General features: G+C 44.2%; 27 protein-coding genes and 1 pseudogene. 9 read left to right on the plus strand and 19 right to left on the minus strand.

The features are described from left to right. The first annotated feature begins 2 nt into the window (after positions 1 to 2). Together ruvB and FJQ87_RS10220 are read left to right on the plus strand one after the other, a co-directional pair. Positions 3 to 1,013: a Holliday junction branch migration DNA helicase RuvB gene (gene ruvB / locus FJQ87_RS10215; RefSeq protein WP_140932547.1), complete on the plus strand. Its 1,011-nt coding sequence runs from the start codon at positions 3 to 5 to the stop codon at positions 1,011 to 1,013. Positions 1,014 to 1,222: 209 nt separating this feature from the next. Beyond that, positions 1,223 to 2,416 carry an amino acid aminotransferase gene (locus FJQ87_RS10220; protein ID WP_140932548.1) on the plus strand — a complete coding sequence of 398 codons (1,194 nt, stop codon included), beginning with the start codon at positions 1,223 to 1,225 and terminating at the stop codon, positions 2,414 to 2,416. A gap of 112 nt (positions 2,417 to 2,528) precedes the next feature. Here the strand turns inward: FJQ87_RS10220 and yvcK are convergent, their stop codons facing one another. Further along, complete coding sequence (gene yvcK / locus FJQ87_RS10225; RefSeq protein WP_140932549.1) at positions 2,529 to 3,443, minus strand: uridine diphosphate-N-acetylglucosamine-binding protein YvcK; 915 nt, start codon at positions 3,441 to 3,443, stop codon at positions 2,529 to 2,531. A 167-nt stretch (positions 3,444 to 3,610) separates the two neighbouring features. Here yvcK and FJQ87_RS10230 point away from each other — a divergent pair, with 167 nt between their 5' ends. Continuing rightward, entirely contained in the window at positions 3,611 to 4,432 is an 822-nt protein-coding gene (locus FJQ87_RS10230) for a glucosaminidase domain-containing protein (RefSeq protein ID WP_346763949.1), read from the plus strand. A 2-nt stretch (positions 4,433 to 4,434) separates the two neighbouring features. Next, complete coding sequence (locus tag FJQ87_RS10235) at positions 4,435 to 5,064, plus strand: DUF2987 domain-containing protein (protein ID WP_140932550.1); 630 nt, start codon at positions 4,435 to 4,437, stop codon at positions 5,062 to 5,064. Between the two features lie 159 nt (positions 5,065 to 5,223). Here the strand turns inward: FJQ87_RS10235 and ttcA are convergent, their stop codons facing one another. The 11 genes from ttcA to ccoN form a co-directional block, all read right to left on the minus strand. After that, positions 5,224 to 6,180 (minus strand): tRNA 2-thiocytidine(32) synthetase TtcA, encoded by a 957-nt coding sequence (gene ttcA, locus FJQ87_RS10240; RefSeq protein ID WP_140932551.1) that lies wholly within the window; start codon positions 6,178 to 6,180, stop codon positions 5,224 to 5,226. A gap of 83 nt (positions 6,181 to 6,263) precedes the next feature. After that, positions 6,264 to 7,199, minus strand: coding sequence for a universal stress protein UspE (gene uspE, locus FJQ87_RS10245; protein WP_140932552.1), 936 nt, complete (start codon positions 7,197 to 7,199; stop codon positions 6,264 to 6,266). 135 nt (positions 7,200 to 7,334) lie between these two features. Continuing rightward, positions 7,335 to 8,087: an electron transport transcriptional regulator EtrA gene (gene etrA / locus FJQ87_RS10250; protein WP_140932553.1), complete on the minus strand. Its 753-nt coding sequence runs from the start codon at positions 8,085 to 8,087 to the stop codon at positions 7,335 to 7,337. A gap of 69 nt (positions 8,088 to 8,156) precedes the next feature. Next, positions 8,157 to 8,849: a sulfite exporter TauE/SafE family protein gene (locus FJQ87_RS10255; protein ID WP_140932554.1), complete on the minus strand. Its 693-nt coding sequence runs from the start codon at positions 8,847 to 8,849 to the stop codon at positions 8,157 to 8,159. Positions 8,850 to 8,883: 34 nt separating this feature from the next. Then, positions 8,884 to 9,165 (minus strand): cbb3-type cytochrome oxidase assembly protein CcoS, encoded by a 282-nt coding sequence (gene ccoS, locus FJQ87_RS10260; protein WP_140932555.1) that lies wholly within the window; start codon positions 9,163 to 9,165, stop codon positions 8,884 to 8,886. Beyond that, positions 9,162 to 11,594, minus strand: a complete 2,433-nt coding sequence (locus FJQ87_RS10265) for a heavy metal translocating P-type ATPase (protein WP_140932556.1) — start codon at positions 11,592 to 11,594, stop codon at positions 9,162 to 9,164. The genes ccoS and FJQ87_RS10265 overlap by 4 nt, the downstream gene beginning before the upstream one ends. A gap of 3 nt (positions 11,595 to 11,597) precedes the next feature. Next, the gene (locus FJQ87_RS10270) at positions 11,598 to 12,077 is read right to left on the minus strand and encodes a FixH family protein (protein WP_140932557.1); all 480 of its coding nucleotides are present in this window, start codon (positions 12,075 to 12,077) and stop codon (positions 11,598 to 11,600) included. Positions 12,078 to 12,182: 105 nt separating this feature from the next. After that, positions 12,183 to 13,151, minus strand: coding sequence for a cytochrome-c oxidase, cbb3-type subunit III (ccoP, locus tag FJQ87_RS10275; RefSeq protein WP_140932558.1), 969 nt, complete (start codon positions 13,149 to 13,151; stop codon positions 12,183 to 12,185). Beyond that, positions 13,148 to 13,324 carry a cbb3-type cytochrome c oxidase subunit 3 gene (locus FJQ87_RS10280; protein WP_140932559.1) on the minus strand — a complete coding sequence of 59 codons (177 nt, stop codon included), beginning with the start codon at positions 13,322 to 13,324 and terminating at the stop codon, positions 13,148 to 13,150. Before FJQ87_RS10280 ends, ccoP begins: the two co-directional genes overlap by 4 nt. Before the next feature lie 12 nt (positions 13,325 to 13,336). Further along, positions 13,337 to 13,942 (minus strand): cytochrome-c oxidase, cbb3-type subunit II, encoded by a 606-nt coding sequence (ccoO, locus tag FJQ87_RS10285; protein ID WP_140932560.1) that lies wholly within the window; start codon positions 13,940 to 13,942, stop codon positions 13,337 to 13,339. 12 nt (positions 13,943 to 13,954) lie between these two features. Beyond that, a complete protein-coding gene (ccoN, locus tag FJQ87_RS10290) occupies positions 13,955 to 15,394 on the minus strand; it encodes a cytochrome-c oxidase, cbb3-type subunit I (RefSeq protein ID WP_140932561.1) in 1,440 nt (479 codons plus the stop codon). A 269-nt stretch (positions 15,395 to 15,663) separates the two neighbouring features. Between ccoN and FJQ87_RS10295 the strand changes: the two genes are divergently transcribed. Then, positions 15,664 to 16,110 carry a hypothetical protein gene (locus FJQ87_RS10295; protein WP_140932562.1) on the plus strand — a complete coding sequence of 149 codons (447 nt, stop codon included), beginning with the start codon at positions 15,664 to 15,666 and terminating at the stop codon, positions 16,108 to 16,110. Positions 16,111 to 16,178: 68 nt separating this feature from the next. On the opposite strand, the gene FJQ87_RS10300 is transcribed toward FJQ87_RS10295, so the two are convergent. Further along, on the minus strand, positions 16,179 to 17,720 hold the full coding sequence (locus tag FJQ87_RS10300; protein WP_140932563.1) for a DUF3369 domain-containing protein: 1,542 nt from the start codon (positions 17,718 to 17,720) through the stop codon (positions 16,179 to 16,181). Positions 17,721 to 17,863: 143 nt separating this feature from the next. Here FJQ87_RS10300 and FJQ87_RS10305 point away from each other — a divergent pair, with 143 nt between their 5' ends. The 4 genes from FJQ87_RS10305 (at position 17,864) to FJQ87_RS10320 (ending at position 22,345) form a co-directional block, all read left to right on the plus strand. Beyond that, positions 17,864 to 18,085 (plus strand): hypothetical protein, encoded by a 222-nt coding sequence (locus tag FJQ87_RS10305; protein ID WP_140932564.1) that lies wholly within the window; start codon positions 17,864 to 17,866, stop codon positions 18,083 to 18,085. A 100-nt stretch (positions 18,086 to 18,185) separates the two neighbouring features. Next, positions 18,186 to 19,475, plus strand: a complete 1,290-nt coding sequence (locus FJQ87_RS10310) for a site-specific integrase (RefSeq protein ID WP_140932565.1) — start codon at positions 18,186 to 18,188, stop codon at positions 19,473 to 19,475. A 1,335-nt stretch (positions 19,476 to 20,810) separates the two neighbouring features. Further along, positions 20,811 to 21,083 carry a hypothetical protein gene (locus tag FJQ87_RS10315; RefSeq protein ID WP_140932566.1) on the plus strand — a complete coding sequence of 91 codons (273 nt, stop codon included), beginning with the start codon at positions 20,811 to 20,813 and terminating at the stop codon, positions 21,081 to 21,083. Positions 21,084 to 21,142: 59 nt separating this feature from the next. Beyond that, positions 21,143 to 22,345 carry an IS256-like element ISSod4 family transposase gene (locus FJQ87_RS10320; protein ID WP_140929975.1) on the plus strand — a complete coding sequence of 401 codons (1,203 nt, stop codon included), beginning with the start codon at positions 21,143 to 21,145 and terminating at the stop codon, positions 22,343 to 22,345. Between the two features lie 622 nt (positions 22,346 to 22,967). Here the strand turns inward: FJQ87_RS10320 and FJQ87_RS10330 are convergent. The 6 genes and pseudogenes from FJQ87_RS10330 to FJQ87_RS10355 form a co-directional block, all read right to left on the minus strand. Beyond that, positions 22,968 to 23,424 (minus strand): annotated as a pseudogene (locus FJQ87_RS10330) (GNAT family N-acetyltransferase). A 151-nt stretch (positions 23,425 to 23,575) separates the two neighbouring features. Continuing rightward, positions 23,576 to 24,184 carry an HD domain-containing protein gene (locus FJQ87_RS10335; protein ID WP_140934071.1) on the minus strand — a complete coding sequence of 203 codons (609 nt, stop codon included), beginning with the start codon at positions 24,182 to 24,184 and terminating at the stop codon, positions 23,576 to 23,578. 69 nt (positions 24,185 to 24,253) lie between these two features. Further along, entirely contained in the window at positions 24,254 to 24,742 is a 489-nt protein-coding gene (locus FJQ87_RS10340; protein WP_140932567.1) for a GNAT family N-acetyltransferase, read from the minus strand. Positions 24,743 to 24,860: 118 nt separating this feature from the next. After that, on the minus strand, positions 24,861 to 25,013 hold the full coding sequence (locus tag FJQ87_RS19040; protein ID WP_346763950.1) for a GNAT family N-acetyltransferase: 153 nt from the start codon (positions 25,011 to 25,013) through the stop codon (positions 24,861 to 24,863). 312 nt (positions 25,014 to 25,325) lie between these two features. After that, complete coding sequence (locus tag FJQ87_RS10350; RefSeq protein ID WP_140932568.1) at positions 25,326 to 25,553, minus strand: hypothetical protein; 228 nt, start codon at positions 25,551 to 25,553, stop codon at positions 25,326 to 25,328. Between the two features lie 19 nt (positions 25,554 to 25,572). Then, on the minus strand, positions 25,573 to 26,310 hold the full coding sequence (locus FJQ87_RS10355) for a DNA-binding protein (protein WP_140932569.1): 738 nt from the start codon (positions 26,308 to 26,310) through the stop codon (positions 25,573 to 25,575). Positions 26,311 to 26,320: the final 10 nt, after the last annotated feature.

A 26,320-nucleotide genomic window follows, 5' to 3' on the forward strand; every position in this document is an offset into this window, starting at 1 on the left:
ATATGATAGAAGCCGATCGCCTCATTTATCCTGCAGCGCAAGGACAACAAGAGGAAGTAATTGACCGCGCTATGCGGCCTAAACTATTGAGTGAATACACAGGCCAAAATGAGGCCCGTGGTCAATTAGCCGTGTTTATTCAAGCAGCTAAAAATCGTGGCGAAGCCTTAGATCACATGTTGATCTACGGCCCACCAGGTTTAGGCAAAACCACCATGGCGATGATAGTTGCCAATGAAATGGGCGTGAATATTAAATCCACTTCTGGGCCTGTGCTGGAAAAAGCAGGCGATCTCGCGGCATTACTCACTAACCTTGAAGAAGGCGATGTGCTGTTTATCGATGAAATTCATCGATTAAGCCCAGTGGTTGAAGAAATCTTATATCCAGCCATGGAAGATTATCAGCTCGATATTATGATAGGTGAGGGCCCAGCGGCCCGTTCTATCAAGCTGGATTTACCGCCTTTTACCTTAATTGGCGCGACCACGCGCGCAGGCTCATTAACTTCGCCGCTGCGTGCCCGCTTTGGTATTCCACTGCGGCTTGAGTTTTACAATGTTGATGACTTAGCCACTATTGTGAGTCGCAGCGCGCGGGTAATGGGCGTTGAAATGGATACCGATGGCGCTAAAGAGCTCGCCAAACGTGCCCGCGGTACGCCGCGAATTGCCAACCGCTTATTAAGACGCGTGCGCGATTACGCCGAAGTTCAGCATGATGGTGTGATTAATGCCTATGTGGCTGAACAAGCGCTTAACTTACTCGATGTTGATGCTGAAGGCTTTGATTTTATGGATAGAAAATTACTGCTAGCCATAATCGATAAGTTTGGCGGTGGCCCAGTAGGGCTTGATAACCTCGCCGCTGCCATTGGTGAAGAGCGCGAGACCATTGAAGATGTACTCGAGCCTTTCTTAATCCAACAAGGCTTTGTGCAGCGCACCCCAAGAGGGCGTATAGCGAGCGATCGCGCTTACATGCATTTTGGCTTAACGCGTCCGCAAGCATAAATTCAGTCTAGTCAATATCATGGATAACTAATTTAACTAAACCGGTGCTAAAGGTTTCATTTCATAATGAATAATCTATCACTGGTTTTTTTGAAGATTGGCTAACAATGAGCCGCATTTATCATAAATCCACTGTTAATAGCTGAGTTTATTAATGTTTTCAGTTAGCATTGCTCGTCGTTTCATTACCATTACATCAGGAACGTAATATGATTTTTACTGAGGTTAGTTTAGCTCCCGCCGATCCTATTTTAGGACTTACCGATATTTTTAAAGCCGATGCACGCGCTGCCAAGGTAAATTTAGGTGTTGGTATTTATAAAGATGAAGCGGGTAACACGCCTGTGCTTGCCAGTGTGAAACGCGCCGAAGAGCGTTTGTTATCACAAGAAACCAGCAAAAATTATCTCGGTATTGAAGGTGTACACGCTTATAACTCAGGCGTATTAGGCTTATTATTTGGTAAAAATAATCCGTTAATTAGCTCTGGCCGCGCATTAGCGGCGCAGGCGCCAGGTGGCACTGGGGCATTAAGAATCGCGGCTGAGTTTTTACTGCGTAATACCCAAAGTCGCACTATTTGGGTATCTAATCCAACCTGGGCAAATCATAAGAATATTTTCGAGACCGCAGGACTGGTAGTCAAAGAATACGCTTACTACTGCGCAGAAACTCATTCAATGGATTTTGATGCTTTAATCGCATCACTTAGCAAAGCTTCGGCTGGCGATCTCGTATTACTACACGGCTGCTGTCATAACCCAACGGGTATTGACCCAACGCCAGCACAGTGGCAACAAATTGGCGAATTGTGCGCGGCACGCGAGTTAGTCCCCTTATTTGATTTTGCCTATCAAGGCTTTGGTGCAGGTATTGAAGAAGATGCAGCGGGACTGCGCGCCGTGGCGGCACTTGTACCTGAGCTTGTGGTAGCGAGCTCATTTTCTAAAAACTTTGGCTTGTATAACGAGCGCGTTGGCGCTGTGACCGTTGTTGCAGAAGATGCTGATACTGCCACTCGTTCATTTAGTCAAATTAAGCGCACTATTCGCGCGTTATATTCTAACCCGCCAGCCCATGGCGGCTTGATTGTCAGCACCATCTTAGGGGATGACGAACTGACCGCGCAGTGGCAGCAAGAACTGACCGAAATGCGTGAACGCATTGCTAGCATGCGCACCTTGTTTGTCGATAGCTTACAAGCCTTAGGTGTTAACCAAGATTTCAGCTTTATTCGTGGCCAAAATGGCATGTTTAGTTTTTCAGGCTTAACGCCAGCGCAGGTTACGCGCTTACGCGATGAGTTTGGCGTATATATCGTGGGCTCTGGACGCATCAGTGTGGCAGGTATGACTAAAACCAACATGCCTGTGATATGTGCTGCTATTGCTAAGGTACTATAAGTGCATGACCGTGGCTAATTGATACCAGCCTAGCTTGCGCTTAAATTGCACCAATAAAAAACGAGCCTGATGGCTCGTTTTTTATTTGTTTATCAGGAACTTAATCGTGAGCTTAAGCGGCTTTACTTGCTTGTCCTACCATCAATGAAAGTATTCGATTGAGGCACAACTGCAAGGCTTGTCTATCATGGCGCCCTGGTTGATTAGGGCTTTCTAACGACATTTGCACCAGTTTATTGTCTACATACTCACTGCCATGACGCAGGTAATAATCGATGCGGCCTTGACCAATAAAGCGCTCGCAATAGTTGATTTTATCTTGAAAGCTTAATTGATTGGCACTCGATTGCTCATGGCAAATATTATCCACGAATACGATTTTTGCTTTGGTGTTAGTAAGCGCCGCAGCAATGCTCGGGACTAGCAGCGGCGGCATTATGCTGGTGAAAAAACTGCCAGGGCCTAATATCACTAAATCGGCATGATTAATGGCCATCACGGCTTCGCAAGTCGCACTTACTTGCGGCTCTAATAATAAATGCGCCGGCGGGGTTGGCATATTATCAATGTTAAGCTCGCCAAAGACACTCTGCTGCTCGTCGTTAAGCGCAAGCAAATGGGTAGGTTGCTCTGACATTGGAATAAGCTTAGGGCCAATATTAAGCATATGACGAATGAGGTTAACGGCTTCAAGCGGCCTAATGCAGAGTTGATCTAAGGCATGCAGCATTAAATTACCGAGATTATGGCCGGTTAACTCATCATCCCCCTTAAAGCGGTACTCAAACAACAATGAGCCCACTGACGGTTGATTGGCCAGTTGCGATAAGCAATTACGCAAATCCCCCCAAGCGATGCAATGGTGATTTTGCCTCAGTCTGCCCGTTGAGCCGCCATTGTCTGTCGTGGCGACTATGCCAGTTAATTGTTCATTTAGATAAGACATGCTTGCCAATACTCGGCCTAATCCATGGCCACCACCGATAGCGACCACAGCAGGTGTGGAGCTAGTTACCGCAATTGACATCAGGAGTTCCTCCGTGAGATCCCATAAAAATTGAAACAAAATATTTAGCCATTTTAACTCAATAATTGGCATAAAGCGGCTTAAATTGGTGAATTAAGATAAATACTTTATAATGCGCGAGATTTTAAACTGTCGATGCGACAATAAAGATGATAAAAGGTAAGTGATTGAATAAAAGTATATTTACAACAACTCTGCTGGCGATTAGTGTGGCTATCGTCATGATTCATGGCATGCGTACCTGGTTGATCCCCGCAAAAAAAACTGAGATTGTTCAAGAAATTCAAGCGCCTGTTGCCGTTAAAGGCAATGAGGTCGAAGCGGCCACCATTCCCGATTTCGCCAGTATTTTAGATGTAAAAGCTAAGAAAAAAGCTTTCTTTGACTATTTACGTCCGGCCATAGTGCAGCAGAATGCTGTTATCAGCCAAGACAGACAAGCTGTTCTTGAACTGAAGCAGCAACTTGATGAGGGCAATGCGCTCAATGAAACCTCCACTGAGTTATTAAATGAGATAGCAGCTAAATATCGCTTCACATTCCAAGAGTACACTGAGGTCAGTGTGCAGAAGTTATTGCGCCGCGTTGATGTGATCCCTGAAAATATGGTGCTCATTCAAGCCGCCAATGAATCGGGTTGGGGTAACAGCCGTTTTGCCCGTGAAGGTTTTAACTTCTTTGGCCAATGGTGTTTTAGTGCTGGCTGCGGTTTAGTGCCAAAATCACGCACCCCTGGGCTTAATCATGAAGTTGCCAAATTTAGTTCAATGGATGCGTCAGTCACTTCTTATATGAGAAACCTCAATACCAATGCTGCGTATCATACCTTTAGAACATTGCGGGAAAATATCCGTCTTAAAGGTGAGCAGCCAAAGGCGAGCGACTTAGTTTATGGTTTGATGAATTATTCTGAGCGCAAAGGTGACTATATTGATGAGCTTTTACTCATGCTGGAACATAACCAGTCGTTGTTAGTGAATGTAGGATAATCATGAAATACCCAAAAGGATGTGCCAGCTTGTGCGGGATGTTAACTTTATTAAGCCTCAGCGCTAATGCGGCTGAGGTGTCATTAAGTTACGAAGATTTTTTCTCTCGTATCAAACAAGCTAATAAAGCGGATTTACAATTAGTTGAATTAACCTTTAGCGTGCCAAAAACAGAGACTTGCGTCTTAACCTCGGCGGCACTCGTAACGCCAACTGAGCAATTCCCAGTGACTTTTACTGGCGATCAACGCCTGTATTTGCCGTTTGATCCTAGGTTAAAGCAAGACAGAGCCGTACTCACTTTGCAGTTAGCAGGAGATGCGGCCGCTTGCGGTATTGCAGTGCAAACCCGCGAGAAATCAGTCAGCAAAGAGTATAGCCAAGCGCGTTTGACACAGGTTTATGCCGAAATGGATAGCCTACAAGCTCAGCTAAAAGGCTTTCCTATGAGCTGGTTTCATGACCCCATTAACGGTATACAGTTTAGCTTTGATGGCGGTGCGCAGGCCATATTAAATGGCCGCAATTTAGGGGAAGCGCAGCAGTGGCGCTTTTCTAAGGCGCAGCTTGATGACGCGCAGTCACTCAGTTTTTCTATTGCACCTAGCGTAGTAAGCCCCTGGGTTAACTAGTTCAACTGACTCAACTAACTTAAGCAAGCGTATTTACTTCATAACATTTGCAGTGCAATAGTCAGTTGTAAGAAACAAAAAAGGTCAGCAAATGCTGACCTTTTTATTGCTTAGAATTAAGCTAACATCATAAAATTAATGTGCAAACACACGTTAATGTTATGGCGTAAATACGCTAACTACATCAATCAGTTGCTCATTTTGACGCTGGCGCAGGCTGGCCGCATCTAAATCAATATGGCCTGAATTGCTAATGTCCATAAAATCAAACGCAGGTAAATCGGCTTCTGCGACTTCGCCTGAAAGCTTAGCATTTGGATCACGAGTTAAACTCAGAAAATCAAACTGATTGCGATCAACACCTTGCGATGGCGCCGTGTTTTGCATTGCGGTAAATATGGTTTCAATACGTCCAGGGAACTGCTTATCCCACGATTTAAGCATATCTTTTACCGCTTGGCGCTTGAGGTTCTCTTGCGAGCCACACAAGTTACACGGAATGATAGGGAACTGCTTTAACTGAGCATATTCAGCGATGTCTTTTTCACGGCAATAGGCTAATGGTCGAATCACCATGTTTGCGCCATCGTCAGACAATAACTTAGGCGGCATGGCTTTCATTTTGCCACCAAAAAACATGTTCAAAAATAACGTTTCTATGATGTCATCTCTGTGATGACCTAAGGCTATCTTAGTGGCGCCTATGCGCTGCGCAAAACCATATAAGGTACCGCGACGCAAACGTGAACATAGGGCGCAGGTAGTTTTACCTTCTGGCACCTTGTCTTTAACGATTGAGTAGGTATCTTTTTCAAGGATATGATAAGTCACGCCTAAGGTATCAAGATAGGCTGGTAAAATATCTTCAGGGAAGCCTGGTTGCTTCTGGTCAAGGTTAACAGCAACCACTTCAAAATTGATAGGTGCTCTGGCTTGGAGATTTAATAAAATATCCAGCATGGCATAACTGTCCTTGCCGCCAGAGAGGCAACACATCACACGATCGCCTTCTTCAATCATATTGTAATCGGCGATAGCAGAACCGACTTCACGACGAAGACGCTTCTGTAATTTGTTTAAACGAGTGATTTGCTTCTTGATTAATTCTTCTGACATAAAAAAAGCGCCCGACAGCTAAGTTACAGGGCGCGTATTATGCTTTTTTTTACCAGCAGGGTAAAGCGCTACTAACAGTGCGTTTAATTTGGTTGCAGTGGCGAGTGATAACCTTGTGGTTTTACCGCTAATAAGTCGCAGTTTAATGAGTCGATGACATGCTCAGCGGTATTACCAATTAAGGCAGCAAATAAACTGGTGCGACCTATAGTGCCTAAAATCACTAATTCAGCATCTAAGGTTTGCGCCACATGGGGAATGACATCCTCAGGCAAGCCTTCTTCTACATGGCAATTAGCCAAGGCAATTCCATAATGATGGGCTAAATGTTCCACCCGCGATTGATGCTGAGTTTTCACTGAATCATTAAAGGTTTTGGCATCAAAATCAGGTAATTCAATGGCAAGATTAATGGGCGTACCAGGGTAGGCGTTGACTAAATGCACCTGGGCATCAAATTGGCGCGCTAATAATAAGCCTTGCTCGATAATTTTATGGTTAAAACTGTCAGTATCGTTTTCTTCGGTATGACTGATATTGACCGCACACAGGATTTTACCTTGGGTAATCCACGCATGCTCTTTCACCATCAGCACTGGCATAGGCGCTTTGCGCATTAAGTGCCAGTCGGTGGGGGTGAAGATGACAGATTTTAATTTATCGTGGGCATGGGTGGCCTTGATAATTAAGTCAAACTCATTGGCAATAGCAAAGTTAATGATGCTTTCAAACGGACGGTTATGCCACACCACTTCAGAGGCGATATCAATCCCTTGTGCGCGAAATGGGCTGAGCAGGTCATCAAGCCATGCAATGCGCTGATTAATCACGCCTTTACGCATAGCTTCACGCTCAACATTGGATAATATCGAGGTCATCTCATAGGACAAGTCAAAGATGGACAAAAACACGGTAATTGACGCGTGATTACGCTGTGCTAAAGCCACGGCCCTATCAAGCGCTGCTTGCGCATCTTTAGTGGGGTCGATGACAACTAAAAGCTTATGATAATCCCTCATAACATTTCCTTATAGGTTAGCATTAACCTCATCTAGGTGAGCCGCACCACGCATATCACCTAACCATTAACGAAACTAATCACTTATTTTTTATGAAAAAGTTCATGAAAGCATTCATGCAACAAATCCAAATAATCAACCAATCAATCTAGCGGTTCCAGCCAATTGTGCCAGTTGAGTGAAGTCTAGGATAGTAATATATTTGCCTTTAACTTCAATGAGCCCAGCCTTTTGAAAACGCCCCAATAAGCGACTAATCGTCTCAACGGTTAAGCCAAGATAATTACCAATATCGCTGCGCGTCATAGTTAAGCGAAACTCTTTTGGTGAAAAACCGCGACTGGCAAAGCGTCTTGCAAGATTACTGATAAACGCCGCTAAGCGCTCTTCAGCATTCTTTTTGCTGAGTAATAAAATCATGTCTTGATCACTAATGATTTCATTACTCATTAAGCGCATGATTTGCTGGCGTAATTTAGGCATAGTGCCTGATAACTCATCTAAAGTAGTGTAGGGGATCTCACACACCATAGAAGTCTCAAGCGCTTGGGCAAAACTTTGATGCATTTGGCTGTTAATGCCATCAAAACCAATGACATCGCCGGCTAAATGAAAGCCAGTAATCTGCTCATCACCTTGTTCAGTAATGGTATAGCTTTTTACTGTACCAGAGCGAATGGCAAATAATGATTTAAGCACATCGCCAGATTTAAAGATTTGCTCACCTTTTTGTACCGGCTTTTTACGCTCAATAATGTTGTCTAGTTGATCCAGCTCATTGTTATTAAGAGTAAAAGGGATACACAATGCTCCCATGCTGCAATCATGGCAATGAATTGCGCAGCCAGGGTTGACCAAACGTCGTTGTTTATTCTGCTCTACAGTCATACTCACTCTCAATCTTAGCGGACGCCATTATGGTAAACCATTCGGTCAGCATGGGCTAGTCGTGCCGGGTTAATGGCTCAATTGTTGGATAGCGATATATAAGGTCTGTACCCCAAAGGCTATCAGTAGTAGACCTGAAAAAGTCTTTATTGATTTTGATTGTAACCAGTGTGCGAGCTGATTGGCGGCCATGCCAGTTAATAGCATGGCCGGCAAGGTGCCAACCCCAAAGGCGAGCATGAGCGCGGCGCCTGTGCTCGTTTGCCCTGATGCTACGGCCCAAGTTAGCATGCTATAGACTAATCCGCACGGTAACCAGCCCCACACCATACCGGCCGCGAGGGCTTTTGGCAGGGTATTGATCGGTAACAAATGTTGTCCTAACGGCTGTATGTAGCGCCATAAATATTTACCTAAAGCTTCAATATTCAGTAAACCGTTAAACCAGCGCGCAAAATACAATCCCGTCAGTATCATCATCAGCCCCGCAATTAGGCGTAAATACACCAAATAGGAATCAAGAGCAACAAGTTGCCCTAATCCTTGCGCAAGGCCTGCGGCGAGTGCGCCTGCCAAGGCGTAAGATAATAAGCGTCCACCATGATAAGCGCCTTGAAATTGTAATTGCGTTAGCATCTGTGATTGCTGCGCTCGCCTAGGCACTTGGCTTGATAGGGCGCCAACTAGGCCGCCGCACATGCCAAAGCAGTGACCTGCGCCCATTAACCCCACTAACATGGCGGCCGCTACGCTTAACTCCATTCATTCATCTCCACTATTTTATTGCCGCAAGCCGTTACTGCGGCTTAGATGAATGCTGGCTTAAGCTGTTATCTTGCACAGTGCCAACGGGTAATTCATCATTAAGTGGCGCTTGTGTTGTAGCCGCTATCGCTTCACTGGCGGCACTAACGTTAGTGACCTTATTGCTGCGCTGCGGCTCGTCATCAAACAATATCGACATGCTTTGCCGCTCAAGATCATCAAATTGGTCACTTTTTACGGCCCAAAAAAAGATACCCACGGCAATGAGCACAAACAGCATAGCAATCGGGATTAACACGTAAATAATGTTCATGGACGGATCCTTAATAATCGCAGGCTATTAGTCACCACGATTAATGAGCTAAAAGACATGCCTAAGGCGGCAATGTAGGGATATACGTGTCCGGTCACAGCTAAAGGGATGATCAATACATTGTACCCTAATGCCCAATACAGATTCTGATAGATAATGCGATAAGTGGTCTTAGCTAAGCTTAAGGCCATTACAAAGCGAGATAAGTGATCCCCAAGCAAAATAGTATCAGCGCTATTTTTCGCGATGGCACTGCCGCTGCCCATAGCCACAGATAAATCTGCTGCCGCTAATACTGGCGCATCATTAATGCCATCGCCAAACATAGCCACTACCGCGCCTTGTGATTGTAATTCATGAATAAGCGCTAATTTGTCCTGCGGCAACATGCCGCTATGGGCCTGCTTAATGCCAAGTTGTTGCGCTAAGGCTTGCACTTGCTTGGACTGATCGCCACTGGCAATGCTGACATCTATGCCAAGTTCTTGTAATTGCTTAACGGTTTGCGCGGCATCGCTGCGCAATTTATCGTTAAACACTAAACAGGCCAGAGGCTTACCATCACAGCTTAACCACACCACTTGTTCGAGTAACTGAGTCGGCGCCTTTTGGTACCAAGCGGGCATTGATGGTACTGATTGCGCGTCAGATGCGCATGCAAACCCATAATGCCCCACACGATATTCATGTCCTTGATAGTGACACAAGATGCCCATGCCGACGTGCTGAGTGATGTGTTCAAGCGCTATTTTTTGGCTAAACATGCTCTGACACGCAATCGCTATGGGATGCAAAGAACCTTGCTCTATATTAGCAATCAGATTAAGCAGCTCGCTCTTATCGGTATTAGGCGCATGTTGGCAAGACACTAAGCTTAACTGGCCGCAGGTGAGGGTACCGGTTTTATCAAACACCACATGGCTTAAGCGCGGAAAAGTTTCAAACACACTGGCACGGCGAATAATGATACCAAGTTTAGTGAGCTGTCCGGTTGTGCAAGTCACGGCCGTTGGCGTTGCCAAGGCTAATGCGCAGGGACAAGTTGCTACTAACACAGATAAGGTCACCCAAAACGCATCGGTGGGCGATAAGAATGACCAAGCAATGTAAGTGAGCGCGGCAATCGATAAAATTATTGGCGAAAATATCCCCGCCAGACGATTGGCGGTTTCTGCGATTTTGGGTTTAGTGTGGGACGCTGACTCTTGCAGGCTAATAATTTTAGCCACCAACTGCTCTTGGCCGATAGCCGACACTGTTACTTCTAAGGTTTGGTCTAAATTAATGGTGCCTGCAAACACGGTATCACCGACAATCTTAAGCACCGGGGTTTGCTCGCCGGTGAGCATGGACTCGTTACAGCTTGAATGCCCATGGCGAATAACGCCATCGGCTGCAATGCTATCGCCGGGTAACACTTGAATAATATCGCCAACCACTAACTGCTTAGCCGCTATGTCGCGATAACCATCAGCCAATACCAGTCTTGCGGTTAAGGGCACCACTTTTTGTAAATTACTGGCGCTAACCGACGCAGTTTGTAGGGCTTTTTGCTCTAAGTAGCGGCCAAGCAGTAAGAAAAAGGTAAACATGGTGACAGATTCAAAATAAACCTCACCCGTACCATTAATGGTGGCAACCACGCTTGAGATATAAGCGCCTAAAATGGCAATGGAGACAGACACATCCATATTAAGGCGGCCAGCGAGTAGCGAGCGCACGGCACTGAAATAAAACGGCGCCGCCGAGTAACACACGACAGGCGCTGCAAAAATCAAACTGACCCAGCGGAAATAATCGCGGTACTCAAGTTCTAAATCGGTAAAGAAATCTGAATAAAGGGCTAAGGCAAACATCATGACTTGCATGGTGGCAAAGCCTGCTAAGCCTAAGCGCAGTAAAAACTGTTTACTTTGGCGCTGACTTTTAAGCTCTTCAGCTTCTAAGGTGAAAGGCGCGGCTTGATAACCAATGTTGCTGAGTTCCTGCAAGATTTGGCTCATGCTGATGTCATCGGCCTTAAACAGGATTAAAGCTCTTTGGGTGGTGGTATTGACAGAAATTCGTACAATCCCGGGCAGGGCACTTATCTTATGTTCAATCAGCCAGGCGCAGGCGGCGCAGGTAATTCCATCGAGTGTCAAGGTGACTCGACTGGCATTATCCTCAGTCGAGACAAACTCTTGCTGCACTTCGGCTAAATCATAAGCGCTAAAGCTTAAGAGTTCATCGGGCACTAAGCCGCGCTGGCTGCTGCCAGGTTCGGTGCGATATTGATAATAACTGCTAAGACCGGCGTGGATAATAGTCTGAGCCACAGCTTCACAGCCAGGACAGCACATAGGTCTGTCATGGCCATCAATTATCACACTAAAAGAGGTACCAGGAGCAACAACTTCATGGCAGTGGTAACACTTAGACTGGGACATAAATTAGTTCAACCAATATTCGCCATTATTGGCTAATTGCAGACGTTGTTGTATGCGCCATTTAGCATCATAACTTTCAAGGCGAACTTCCCACGCGCCATTGACCATATCATCCATAGTCACGCGATAAGCGCCACTGGCATCACTGGTCGCCATTAATTGCAGGTCACGTTCGGCAATAGTTGGATGATAGAAACGGACGTTGAGGGCCGCGCGATATTCAGGGCCACCGTGCTGGGTGATGATTAATTGCTCATTGACCACTTTGAGATTAAATTGCATGCCTAATTGCTTGGCCTGCTGAATTTTACCGAGATCCATATTAATCGCCTTACCGGCTTTGTAATAATCTTCGGCCACTAAAGAATCTGAGTTATCAATTGCAATTTTCATGGTGATTAAGCTGGCGACCACAACTGTGGCAGGCAACAAAATGAGAAACCAAGGCCAGAACTGCTTATACCAGGCTAGTTGTGTGCTCATTACTCTACCTATTATTTGTTTTTGTTATTTTACCCACATAAGTGTGAGTTTACACTGAAAAAAAAGGCTCCGAATTAGATCGGAGCCTATTGATTTCAAATATATTTACTTATTAGACAAGCTGTAAACATAAGCGGCAATTACATGCACCTTATCTTCACCTAAAATGTCTTTCCAAGCAGGCATCACACCATGACGACCAAGTACGATACTTTGGTCAATCGCACCGCGACTGCCGCCATATAACCAGATATCGTCAGTCAGGTTCGGCGCACCAATTAACTGGTTACCTTTACCGTCCATACCATGACAGGCAAAACAGCCTTTCATCCAACTGGCTTGGCCTTGAGCCGCTAATTCAGCTTTATGTGGGCGACCAGATAAGGACACCACATATTCCACTAACCCTGACAGCTCGCCGTCAGTAATAGGTAAGCCGCCTTTAGGTGGCATCATGCCATTGCGACCATTGAGGAGCGTGGTCTTAATGGTATTGAGATCGCCGCCATAGAGCCAATCAGCATCGGTCAGGTTAGGGAAGCCTGTGCTACCACGAGCATCCGAACCATGACATTGTGAGCAGTTTTGTAAGAACAAACGGCCACCGACTTTCAAAGCATCCGGGTTCTTAACTAACTCTTCCAGTGGCGTGTTGGCGTAAGCTGCGAAGATAGGGCCAAATTTAGCATCGGCACTAGCCACTTCACGGTCATACTGCACTAACATGCCAGAGGCTTTCGCCGCTTCAATGGCTTGCTCAGATTCAGCTTTAATGCCTTGCTCAGTACCAATACCTTGGTTCGAACTGGTCCAGCCCAATAGGCCTTTATAGTTACCTAAACCAGGGTAGAGGGCTAAATAGGCTAAGCCGAATACCACTGTGATATAAAACATGTAACTCCACCACTTTGGCAGCGGATTGTTGATTTCTTCAATCCCGTCAAAGCTGTGGCCCATTGACTTACCTTCGTCAATGCCGGTGTTATTTTTAGAGCATGCACGCAATAATAATACACAACCCGCAATCACGATTAAGGTGAGAACAGTGATCCATATGCTCCAGAAGCTACTCATTGCTTTTGCTCTCCTGAGTCCTTCATTTTCTGGATTTCTTCATCAGAAAAAACCAGATTAGCTGCGTCTTCAAAACTTTTTTTCTGACGCGAGCTATAAGCCCAAGCAAATATACCGACGAAGGTCAGCATTACAACAATAGTGATGATCCCCTGTAATGTGCCGTAATCCATATAGTTGCCTCCTTATTTGAGTGCATGACCCAGTGATTGCAGGTAAGCAATCATGGCTTGCATTTCTGTTTTTCCAGCAACAGCCGCTTGTGCTCCAGCAACATCAGCGTCGGTATAAGGCACGCCAAAACCACGGAAAATTTCCATTTTGGCAGCAGTCTTATCACCGGTCAGTACGTTATCCATCAACCAAGGGAAGCCTGGCATGTTGGACTGAGGTACCACGGCACGTGGATCAATTAAATGAACTTCGTGCCAGTTATCGCTATAGCGACCACCAACGCGCGCCAGATCAGGACCAGTACGCTTTGAACCCCACTGGAACGGATGATCCCATACAGATTCACCCGCCACCGAATAGTGACCATAACGTTCAGTTTCAGCACGCAGCGGACGGATCATTTGGCTGTGACAGTTATAACAACCTTCACGGATATAAATGTCACGACCTTCAAGCTCTAACGCTGAATAGGGACGCAGACCTGCCACAGGCTCTGTGGTGTCTTTTTGGAACAGTAGCGGGGTGATTTGCACTAAACCACCGATACTGATAGCTAACACAGTCAGAATACCCAGCAAGCCGATATTCTTTTCAATCATTTCATGATTAAACTTCATCGTTCCGCCTCCTTAAGCAGCTTGAGCATCAGACAACTCTGGCAGAGTGTCTTTGTCAGCTTTAACAGTACGGAATACGTTGTATGCCATGATGAGCATACCAGTGACGAAGAAACAGCCACCTAAGAAACGTACGAAGTAGAATGGGTAAGACGCTTCTAAGCTTTCAACGAAGCTATAGGTCAAAGTACCGTCAGAGTTCACTGCGCGCCACATCAAGCCCTGCATTACCCCAGAAATCCACATAGAAACGATGTAAAGCACAGTGCCCACAGTCGCTAACCAGAAATGGACATTCACTAATGAGGTCGAATACATACGGCCATGGCCATAGATCACTGGAATTAAGTGATATAACGAACCAATAGAGACCATAGCTACCCAGCCAAGTGCACCAGAGTGTACGTGACCAATAGTCCAGTCAGTGTAATGCGACAAGGCGTTAACTGTCTTAATCGCCATCATCGGACCTTCGAAGGTCGACATGCCGTAGAATGACAAAGACACCACTAAGAAGCGCAGTACAGGGTCAGTTCTAAGCTTATGCCAAGCGCCTGATAAGGTCATGATACCGTTAATCATACCGCCCCAAGATGGTGCGAATAAGATTAATGACATCACCATGCCTAATGACTGAGTCCAGTCAGGCAGAGCGGTATAATGAAGGTGATGCGGACCTGCCCAAATGTACAGTGCTATCAATGCCCAGAAATGAACAATCGATAAACGGTATGAGTAAACTGGGCGACCGGCTTGCTTAGGCACGAAGTAGTACATCATACCGAGGAAGCCTGCAGTCAATAAGAAACCTACCGCATTGTGGCCATACCACCACTGCACCATGGCATCAACGGCGCCACCGTAAAGTGAGTAAGATTTCCACAAGCTGACAGGGACTGCCATAGAGTTAACTATGTGCAGCACAGCGACAGTGATGATAAACGCACCGAAGAACCAGTTCGCCACATAAATGTGGGATGTTCTGCGTTTTACTATTGTACCGAAGAAAACCACAGCATAAGAAACCCACACTAAGGTAATGGCGATATCGATAGGCCATTCCAATTCAGCGTATTCTTTACCGCTGGTGATGCCTAAAGGCAAGGTGACTACTGCTGAGAGGATGATGGCTTGCCAACCCCAAAACGTAAATGCGGCTAACTTAGGTGCAAATAGTATGGTTTGACAAGTACGTTGTACTACATAGTAGGACGTGGCGAATAGGGCTGAAGTTCCGAACGCAAAAATCACCGCATTGGTATGAAGAGGTCGCAAGCGACTATACGTCAACCAAGGGGTGTCAAAGTTCAGTTGTGGCCAGATCAACTGAGCCGCAATCAACACACCGATAGACATACCAATAATACCCCACATCACTGTGGTTAATGCAAATTGGCGGACAACGGTGTAATTGTAATCAGCGCCTGTTAACGGCTGGGAATGATTCATTATTATGCTTCCACTGCTTATTACTTTTTACATGGTTCTAAAGTGAGGTTAAATCTCACCTATTTAAATAGCGGCAATAATGAGTTTTCGAAGCGAAAACATCATTGTTATCACTAAGCTTTACCGGATAACTAGCGCATTAGATCACGGCTTGCAGATAATACTTGAGCTATATCAAAAAAGATACTCGATAAACCGCTAAAACTTTGATCTTGGTCAAATTACGCCATAGAATGTTACCAAATTGGATCCCTAGGTTAATGTGTAACCTTATGTTGCAAAGTCGTGATGTTATCAGTGGTTTAGTCGCAATAGTCCTGCTCGCGGGCTGTGGTGAAAATGAGTCAGTTAATACACTTGTTGCGAATGATGATGAGTTGTTGTGTGACTTTAACGCTAGCGAGTGCGAGCGTACTTTTGGACCTGACAAAATACGTTTACAGCTAACGCCAAGCTCAGCGCCCAGTGAAAAACCTATTACCGCCACCCTAGTTACCGAGCAGCCCTTGGGAGAGTTGAGCGCGGTAATTGAAGGTCGCGATATGTTTATGGGCACTATCCCAGTTTTTTTCACTGAGATAGCTAAAAACACCTATCAAGCGACGTTTACCTTTGGCAGTTGTAGCAGTGGTTATATGGTGTGGCAGCTAAAAGTTGGCGCCAAAAACTCCCTTGAACAAGCCACGTTTGAATTTAAAGCCGACAATGTCACTAATTAAGACTGCGGATTAGCGCTTGGTGACAAATTACGGCTAGTTAACCTCAGCTAGCCGTAATCACAAGCCAGTTAAGTGTTATGGGTGATAACATGAATGTTTTCTATCAAGGCACTCACCAGTAACGGGTCAAAGTGTTTGCCACTATTAGCACGAATGTATTTGATTGCTTCATCGCGCGGCCATGCCACCTTATAGCTACTGTCGTGGGTTAAGCTGTCAAACACATCGGCGAGCGCCATAATGCGCGCATGTATACTAATGTCTTCCCCAACTAAGCCTTGTGGATAGCCACTACCATCGTATTTTTCATGATGTTGACTTGCCAGAATCGCGGCGAGTTTCACCATGGGCTTATCGGAAAAACCTAAAATGTCGCTGCCGAGCTGCGCATGTTGTTGCATGGAGTGCCATTGACTGTCATCTAGACCGCCTTTTTTAGTTAATAGCTGCTCATCAATCAATAATTTGCCTATGTCATGCAAGGGCGCGGCATGTTTGAGTAAATTGGCTTCAAATTCTGGCATACCGATTATTTTAGCCAGCTGATAACTTATTTCAGCCACGCGGCGAATATGACCCGTGGCATTAGGATCGCGCCGCTCAATGAGATAGCTAAGATGAATAATGATTTCCGATTGTGATTGCTCAAGTTCCTTATTGATTAATAGATTATCAAACGCGATGCCGACATTAAGCGCAAATAAATCAATCAAACGCTTATCATCATCACTTAGAGTTGCCATCGAATCTATGTAAAATAAATTGACCGGGCCCGAGCGGGAAGGGAAATAGCCGACGAAGTAATCCTCACCATACAAGCATGATTTTTGTTCCATCGCTTCGATTAACAATTTCTCTATGTCTTTGGGGATTTTTTGGCTAGTTAAGTCTCTGAACTTGCCCGTGCCAGCTATCACAGTTAATTTGGCATTATCGCAAATGGCATCGAGGCAATTGTTCGTGAGTAATAAGGCTTCACTGTCGATTTCAAGTAGGCTAGCTAATTGATTAAGTAGGCCATCGCTGAATTTTTGCATCGAGCGCAGTTCATACAAACCTGAGGTTGAGCTGATGACACGCTCTAATCCTTGGCGCTGCTTTTGTTGCTGCAAGCGCGCTTTATCAATTTCAAGCAAATCACGATAAGAGCGCAGGGCAGAGAACACACAAGTGGTTAGTTTGCGTGAGTCTAGTTCAGCCTTGGCTTTGTAATCATTGATATCATAATTAACCAACACTTCTTCTTCGGGCGCTTGCCCTGGTTGGCCGGTACGTAAAATTAAACGTACCCGTTTATTGCCCAAGGTGTGGCGAATCCATTTAATCAGTTCAAGCCCAGCATGATCGCTTTCCATCACCACATCAATAAAAGCAATGGCAATATCAGGATGAACACTTAGGATTTCTTTGGCTTGCTCGCTGGTATAAGCATTAATAAATTCAATGCCTTGGTTGTCAAGTTTGAAGCGCGAAAGGGCAAGTTTAGTAACGGTATGAACATCAGGCTCATCATCGACCACTAAGATTTTCCAGCGGTTGGATTCATCTGTTGTTTGTTCAGAGCGGCGCCGTAAGAAAAGTGGAGTTTTCATGGCTAATTGAAATGGCATAACAACAAGTCCTTTTATTATTGATTCATCCTATCGTCAGTGTAGTTCAATCCTGGGCTGGCTTCTTGGTAAACACAGGATTTCAGTTGAATCCACAAGTGATATTGATTATCATTTGCAAACGATCGCAAGGAGTAACCCCTATGATTTCAATTGAATTAGTGACAGATAACCCGAATACGCCCGCAAGGCTGAATGTTGGCATATCAACTGCCACATTAGCGCGACTGTTATCACAAGGGCATGTGTGTGTGGCAGAGCTAAGTGCGCTGGATGCACAAACTAAGCAGCAATTATGGCAAATGTGTTTGCAAACCTGTAAACATGCCATAGATTGCGACGCCCTTAAGCAAACCGCGCAGTAATCACTTAAGCCTGATAGAAGGGGTTAGTCAGCCAATTGTGATTAAAAGGCAGCAGCGCCAATTAAGTATGAGGTATAATCTTGAATTTTCGGGGCTTTCAATGATTTATCCTCCTGTGATGCCGCTATTTGAAACGGCGCAATTTTTTATGGCGGGTAATAGCCATGTCAATGCTCATGTCACTCGTTTATCGCTTAACGCCATAGATGAAGCTCTGCTTGTCTATGAACATGCCCATGATTGGTTAAGTGAGCAGCTTAACCATGAGAATAACTTCAAAGCCTATCGCAGTGAATTGACCTGCTTTTTGCATTGGTGTTTTGATGTTCATCAAGCATCGCCTTGCTATTTTAGTCGGCGCGATATTGCCCAATATGTTAATTACTGCCAGTCACCGCCTAGTGATGTGATAGGCCATGTCACCTTGGCGCAATTTAAACAAGATAAAGCCAGTGGCGAGCGTTTTCCTAATCCTGCATGGCGCCCATTTGTGGCTAAAAAAGTCGGCGGCGTTGAGCAAGCTTATCAATTAAGTGAAAATGCGCTCAAAACCAAAATTGCCATTTTATCCTCCTTTTATACCTACTTGCTAGGTGAAGAAGCGTGCGACCGAAATCCTGCACAAATCTGGATGAACCACAGCCGCTACAGCCGCAATCGTAACTTTGCCTTGCAAGAGGATGATGATTTACCTGCATTTACTGAGCTGCAATGGTCTTATGTTATGGCCGCAGCCGAAAAGCTGGCGAAAACTGACCCTAAAACCGGTGAGCGCAGTTTGTTTCTGATTAGTTTGCTTTATGCCTGTTACCTCAGAATTTCAGAAGTATCTGCCCGCGCAGGTTTTACCCCTGTGATGGGGCAGTTTCGACGTAATACCCAAACCGGTGTGTGGTCTTTTCATGTGCCTATATCAAAAGGGGGCAAACGTCGCAGTGTGGCCATTTCCAATGCCATGATGCAGGCGTTAAGCCGTTATCGGTTATCACTGGGATTATCTCAATTGCCAACGGCTGGCGAAGACACGCCTTTGTTTATTCGCCACCGCGCCGCCGCCCGCGGCAGAGAAGCCGGTGTACTGAATGCCAACTTAGGGATCCGCCAACTGCGCGAAGAAGTGCAGCAAGTTATCAACTTAGCAGCCGAGCAGGCTAGGGCGGATGATTTAGATGAAGATGCGAGGCAGATAGCCAATATGAGCGCCCATAACATTCGTCATACTGGTATTACGCACGACATTAATATTAACCGTCGGCCACTGTCCCATGTACAGGCCGATGCCGGCCACGACAGTATTGATACCACCTCTAAATACTTGCATACCAGTCAAGTCGAGCGTCACCAATCGGCCTATGGCAAAGTCATGGATAACCTGGCGGGAATTGATTGAGAAGGGCGATAGGGTGAAGTGGTTGATCTTATTGCCGTTGCTTTCCTTATTACTGCTATTGATGTCCGTGCAGCCTAATAGCTAAGTTACAAGTTGGGTAGGGCATCTAAGCTTGCAAACTTAAATTTACGTTATTAATTAAGATAGTTAAGTCGGGTAACCATGCTAATATCCCACGATTATATGATTGTTAACTCTGTGATTGATTAATAGTGTGTACAAATGGCAGGGTGGTTGTATCACTGAGTAAAATTGTTAATTAGTGGGAAGCTTGAAGCTATTTATAAGGTGAAACAGCGCAAAATTACTAATCTGATTATTCATATTCAAAAGCGCAAGTGACATGTAATTATCAACTGTTGAAGATGTGCTTATGGCAACCATAAATCTGTTGTACTTAGCAAAGGTTATCGTATCAATAAGAGTGACTTCATAAAAAATAGCTTTACGTTTTAAAACACAGTTACCCTTTAATGCCGATAATGCTATTTATCGGCATTAAGCATGAAAGGTATTCCTTGGATGGAAATAACACACAATCCTGCATAGATAAGCCATGACTAATTTTACTGGCTTGGCTTAGGAGTTTTGCTGATTTAATAGGAACACATAGCGTTGTGGTCATTATTTATTGGTATTAAATCTCGAAACATTTGCCGCTTGATATAGTCTTGCTATGGGTTGGCATTAAGGGTTGGCATTAAGGGTTGGCATTAAGATGCAATTTAGATTGAAACCACAGTATATAAGGGTTTTAGCCAAGTAAGGCCGCCATCGTATAGCAAACAAGACCTGTATAAAACGTACCTTAGTAAGCCAGCATTTAATGCTACTTACAATGATTGTTTGCCATGTCTTTAAGTGGAACCAGCAATTGGTTCTGCATGTTAAGTAACTTACGTAACACCAATCGATGAACTATATAAAATGGTTAAACATTTATCGTGAGACATTAACAGAAGCCCTAAACATTCTTCATGATTTCACTGGGAAGTTAGTAGTTGCCAAAGCTTGATTTGTACAAAAGCGCCCATAAATTTTATAAACGATCAAACTTGCAAATAATCATAAAGCACTTTATCTTGGTGTCTCAGTTGGGGATTACTACTATATATAGTGGTATAGCTCATCATGAATGGAACCAAAGCACATTAACACTCCACATGTTAATGAGCCTTGGTCACAAGGAAGTATATCGTAAGCGATTTACTTGTTTTACTTAGAAGGTAAACGGGATTCCGTTGTCGACACTATAGGATATAGCATTAGTATCGGCAACACCCTAAACAAGTAATTAGCTATATCTTTAATAAAAGTTGTTTAGGAATAAAAATTATGACTAACATAAATATGGCTCACTTAAGAGAGCGTTCGACGTCAGGTGGATATATCAATTTTGCAGTTTTTGATGCAAAGTCAACAAATGGTAATAATGTAGGTTTACTTTCTGTATTGACTCAGGCTGCAATTAATGCAGGTTATAAAGTTGATCAATCAGCGCTTGCTTATAGTTCTGGAAATAGAATAATGTTCGAAGGCAATCCAAATTTAGTAAAATACCTTTCGAAAAACTGGCGTCCTCACTGGACTCATAAAATTTCAATTTAATAGGTAGTGTTCATAATTCTGTGTCATTTCAGTAAAATATTCAAAAACAGGAATGACACATGACCCAACCTTTTAACTTCGAACAAGCCCTTAAAGATCTGCAGTCAGGTAAAAGCCTCACAGGTAAAGACAGCATTCTTGGTCCACTGATCAAGCAACTCACTGAAGCGGCTCTCCAGGCTGAGCTTGAGCAGCATTTAGCGCATGATCCTCTGCCTAATCGTAAAAATGGCAAAACCCCTAAGACCATTAAGCATCCGTCCGGTAACTTTGAGTTAGACACCCCTAGAGACCGCAATGGCACTTTTGAACCTCAGTTGATTAAGAAAAATCAAACTACGCTAACCGATGAAATCGAACGTAAAGTGTTATCGATGTTCAGTATAGGTATGAGCTATCGCGATATTAATCAACATGTTGAAGATATGTATGGGATCAATGTATCTAACGCAACAGTCAGTGCTATCACTGATAAACTCATCCCCGAACTTAAAGCGTGGCAACAGCGCCCATTAGATAGCCATTATCCTATCGTTTGGCTTGATGCGATACATTATAAAGTCAAAGAGGATGGGCGTTACGTCAGTAAAGCCGTTTACACATTGTTAGCGCTTAATATGAAAGGAAAAAAGGAAATTTTAGGGCTTCATTTATCCGAAAATGAAGGCGCTAATTACTGGCTATCCGTACTGACCGATCTTAATAATCGTGGTGTAAAAGATATTCTTATCGCCTGTGTTGACGGCTTGACCGGTTTCCCTGAGGCGATAGCCAGTATCTTCCCTAATACGGAAACACAGCTATGTGTTATCCACCAGATCCGCAACTCAATGAAGTATGTCGCCTCAAAACATCAGAAAGCGTTTATGGCTGATTTAAAGCCTGTGTATCGAGCCGTGAGTAAAGAAGCCGCAGAGATGGCATTGGACGAACTGGAGGCCAAATGGGGTGATGCTTATCCGCTGGTAATCAACTCTTGGCGTCGCAAATGGCATAATTTGTCCCATTATTTTAGGTACCCAGAACATATCAGGAAAGTGATTTACACGACCAATGCCGTTGAGGCGGTACATCGCCAATTTAGAAAGCTCACCAAAACCAAAGGTGCTTTTCCTAATGAAAATAGCTTGTTGAAGCTACTTTATGCAGGCATATTAAACGCCTCAGATAAATGGACCATGCCAATCCACAATTGGAGCCTTTGTTTATCTCAGTTAGCGATTTATTTTGAAGGGCGTTTAGATAGCGTGCTAGAAATTTAAAAATTAGCCTGACACAGAATTTTGAACGCCCTCATTTAATACGTGTCACTTGATACCAAGCGTTCTTAATAGGGGCGCATTTTTGCCCGAGTCTTCCCCATATTCCCACCCCTAGGGCTGCGCACAATGTATATTATGTTAAATTGGTTCTATGTTTAATTCAGTACATCAGGTCCTGTGCCTTCTAAGCTTTTATTTTAGTTATTATGATTTAAAGCCTGCTTTATGAGTTCATAGTCATAACTTGTTATTTCATAAGGATTATTGTCTGGATCTTTGAAATAGACAGACCAAGATACATCATGATCATTATGGTGAACCTCGATTCCTAGATCTTTTAAATGTGAATACCATTCTATGTATTCTTTGCCAGACACGGAAAATGCGACCACTGAAGCTTGATTGCGGACAGATTCAAATAATGCAAGATGAATGCTGCCTTCATCGTTGGTAATCGTTAATGGACCGCCATTTTTTGCCCAAAACGCTAAGCTCTTTTCCCAATGTAACCCAAGAACATTGTTATACCATTGCTCAGATAATTCGCGATTAGCTACGTAAATATGAACATGATCAATTGATTGAAGTTTTGGTGCAATAATTGAGTCCTTTCCTTTGTTTGTTATCTGAATTTGTCTGCCAGTATTCTAGTCATGAAATGGCTATGAGGATCCGCTTGATAATCTGCAAATGGTTGGCAATATGTGAAGCCAAATTTTTCGTATAGGTTTCTAGCTGGCGTGAAGAAATCTTGAGAGCCGGTTTCTAAACTGACTTGCTGATAGCCTCTGTCTATTGCCGTATAGTAACTTGGTAGCAACGCCAGACTTACGGGCAGAATTTGCAGTTCGCATCGATTTAAGTTCAATATGCTGCGAACTTAACTCCTTGATAGCAAGGCAACCTTGCAATTGGCCATTCATCCAAGCGCTAAAAAAGGTAATTTCAGGGGCTTTTAGTGCAGCAACATCTAACGCATGAACGCTTTCTGCTGGCGATGTGGCATACATATCGGCCAAGTGTTCGTTAAGTAACAGGATAACTTCATCAGTAGCTAAATCATCGATTTTGATTTCCATGCTGCATAATTTCCCTTTTATTTTAGATGGTTAGCCTAGATTGTTAGTGTCCTATAGGTTCTTTATTAACCCATTCTGAGTCAAATTTGCGTCAATGCGATTAAAATATCCACGACACAACAGCCCTATTCTGCCGTTTATTCACCTAAAGCTACATTTCTAAACCGAGTTGCGTTAAATAAGCTTTCATAAATGCCGTTCTCTTATTGGCTTCAATCTTGGCGGCAGCCGTATTCATGGTGTCAGCCAGCTTAAATAGTTTGGTATAGAAATGATCGATTGTGTGCAAGCTGTCATTGGGTTCACGTTCAGTACAAAATGGGTCATGCGCATCATACAAAGCTCTACCTAGCATGCTACTGACTTGGATACAGCGAGATATTCCAATAGCGCCTAAGGCATCAAGTCTATCGGCGTCTTGAACTATCTGTGCTTCCAGTGTTTGGGCTTTAGCACTAGTACTTAAACCGCTGCTGTTTAAACGGCTGGCGCTAAAGCTATGAGCCACAATCGCATGCTTTATATCCTGATGATATTGCTTTGGATAACCAATATTAACTAAAAATTCCAGAGCCTTGTCTGCCGCAATCAGTGAGCTTTTGGCTCTATCTGGGTGATCCTTAGGGTATGTAAAGCAATCATGGAGATAGGCCGCTGGTACGACAACGTCAAGTTTAGCCCCTTCAATGGCGCACAAGTATTTGGCTGTTTTAACGACACGCAGCACATGGTTTAAGTCATGGGCTAAATCTTGCTTCATTTCTGCTTGAATGAAGGCCACACATTGATGTTCATAATCTTCTAGCACACAGTTTCCTTCCCTTGTTAGTTAGCGACTTGTTTCAATCACATTCGGCATGACTTTCTCCATCAGGAAGTTATCCAGTGTTTGACCACAAATGGCCACGGTTTGTTGTTTTACCAGCGTAAAACCAAACTTCTCATAGAAGGGCCGCGCCGTAATGCTAACCTCTGATTGGAAGCGAGCGATCCCTTGTAACTCACCTACCCTTAGCAAATGTTCCATTAAGCAGCGTCCAACGCCTTTACTTTGATGCTCGTGATGACAAAAGAAATGATCAATCAATCCATTGTCTTGAAGGTCGGCATAGCCTACTATCACACCTGCAATTTCAGCAACAAAAGGCGAGAGTGCATTCATCTTTTGCTGCCATATCTCAGCGCTAAATTCATTCGAAGCCCAGGCTGCTACTTGTGCTTGGGAATAGTCACGGATATTTATCTTACGAACAGCGTGATAAAAGAGTGACCACAAAGCTGGAGCATCTGATTCTGAATATTTTCTAATGCTTATCATGACCTTTCCACCGCTGTGTTAACTAGGCCTACTTGGGCTGGTTCATTATGATAAGTTAGTTTACAGCGTCATAAGCAAGAGTGGATAAGGCTTTCTTAACGATCGACAGGTGAACGCTCTATAACGTTAAAGCCCTTATGTTGGTAAAACTTAGCGCCAGCGGATTTTGCTCATTAACGTCGACCTTATATGCACCCTGCTCTTTAATCGCATGGTTTGTTAACATTGTGCCTATACCTTGTCCGCGAGCACTTGGTGAAGTGAATAACATTTCAATATTACCTTAATGACACCGCAGAATTCTTGAATATCTCCACAGCTATTTTTAACGCAGCGTAAATCAAGTGCATCAAAATACTGCTCCAACGCCTGTAAAACATCTTCTGCTAGAAAATGTTCTGTTAAGGGGCACAAGGTCAATGACTGAGATAGCTGGGACTTACTGAAAAGGTTCTGGAAAAAATAGCGAAAGAGTACTGGAAATAAGTGCTGAAAAATAACAAATGGGTTATCAGATAACATAAAGGCAGCATGTTACCTGATAACTCTTTATTGAATGCAGACATTGATATTTAGTGCTGCATTAACTAGCGCCATTGGCCTTCATGGCTAGGCACTCAAACCTTGTTGGCATCCAGCGCCGATACTGGCAGTTATAACAAGAGCGTAATTCATCATCAACTTGTTCATCTTCATCATCAGCGATAAAGCGACTGCACTGCTTTGCGCTTTGCTGCGCCAGTAAATATTGGCCAAGACCTGCTGTAAATATCCAGCGACCGCCTTGTAATTCAAATGCTTGTTGGGTCATAGGCTTCACCTCTAATCTCTTAGTACGCTTGAAGAGTTTGTTTACCAGCGTTAACCCAGACGCCAGCGCGCCTTTCAACGAGAAGCACAAATTCATGCTCAAGATAGACAGCTTTTACTTTGCCTTTTAGCTGCACTTGTTCATCAAAATCAACGCGTTGGCCATCTGTGCTTATGACGCTATCAAGCCCAGTTTGTTTGACAATATCATCAACTTTGACCATTAAAGCGACATCATCTGCCTGCCCTAATTTGATTTTACCCTTAACGCGGCCATCACTGCCCATTAGGCGTAGTCCGAGCCCAGCTAAGGCGCCAATCACCCCTTGGCCTGTGCCGCCATGCTCAGTCAGTGAAATGTTCAATTGCCGCGCTAAGGCATAAGCGGCCTCTTTAGTGATCACTTCTTCTTTTGCCCGGCGGCCAAAATCAATCAAGGCTGCGGCATCAAATTCACTTTCCATCTCAAGAATAGCAAGCCCAGGGTCGGCGGCTAAGGCTGACTCAACCAGCAAATGCGCACTCGCATGTTGATGGATTTGCGCCAGCGTTAATGGTGAATTGAGTGCAAAGCACATTGCACTGTTGTGGGATGTGTAGGGAATATCTGGGTGCACAAATAATTGATGGCGCGTGATAAACGAGGCGCTGCCGCCACTAATAGCAACTAAGCGTTGGGCGATTTCTTCGGCAATTTCCCCTGTGCCTTTAGTGCCTATATCATCGGTATCATCGATACAAATCAGCCAATTTTTCATATGTATTCCT

This window comes from Shewanella sp. SNU WT4 (genome assembly GCF_006494715.1).
Taxonomy (GTDB): Bacteria; Pseudomonadota; Gammaproteobacteria; order Enterobacterales; family Shewanellaceae; genus Shewanella.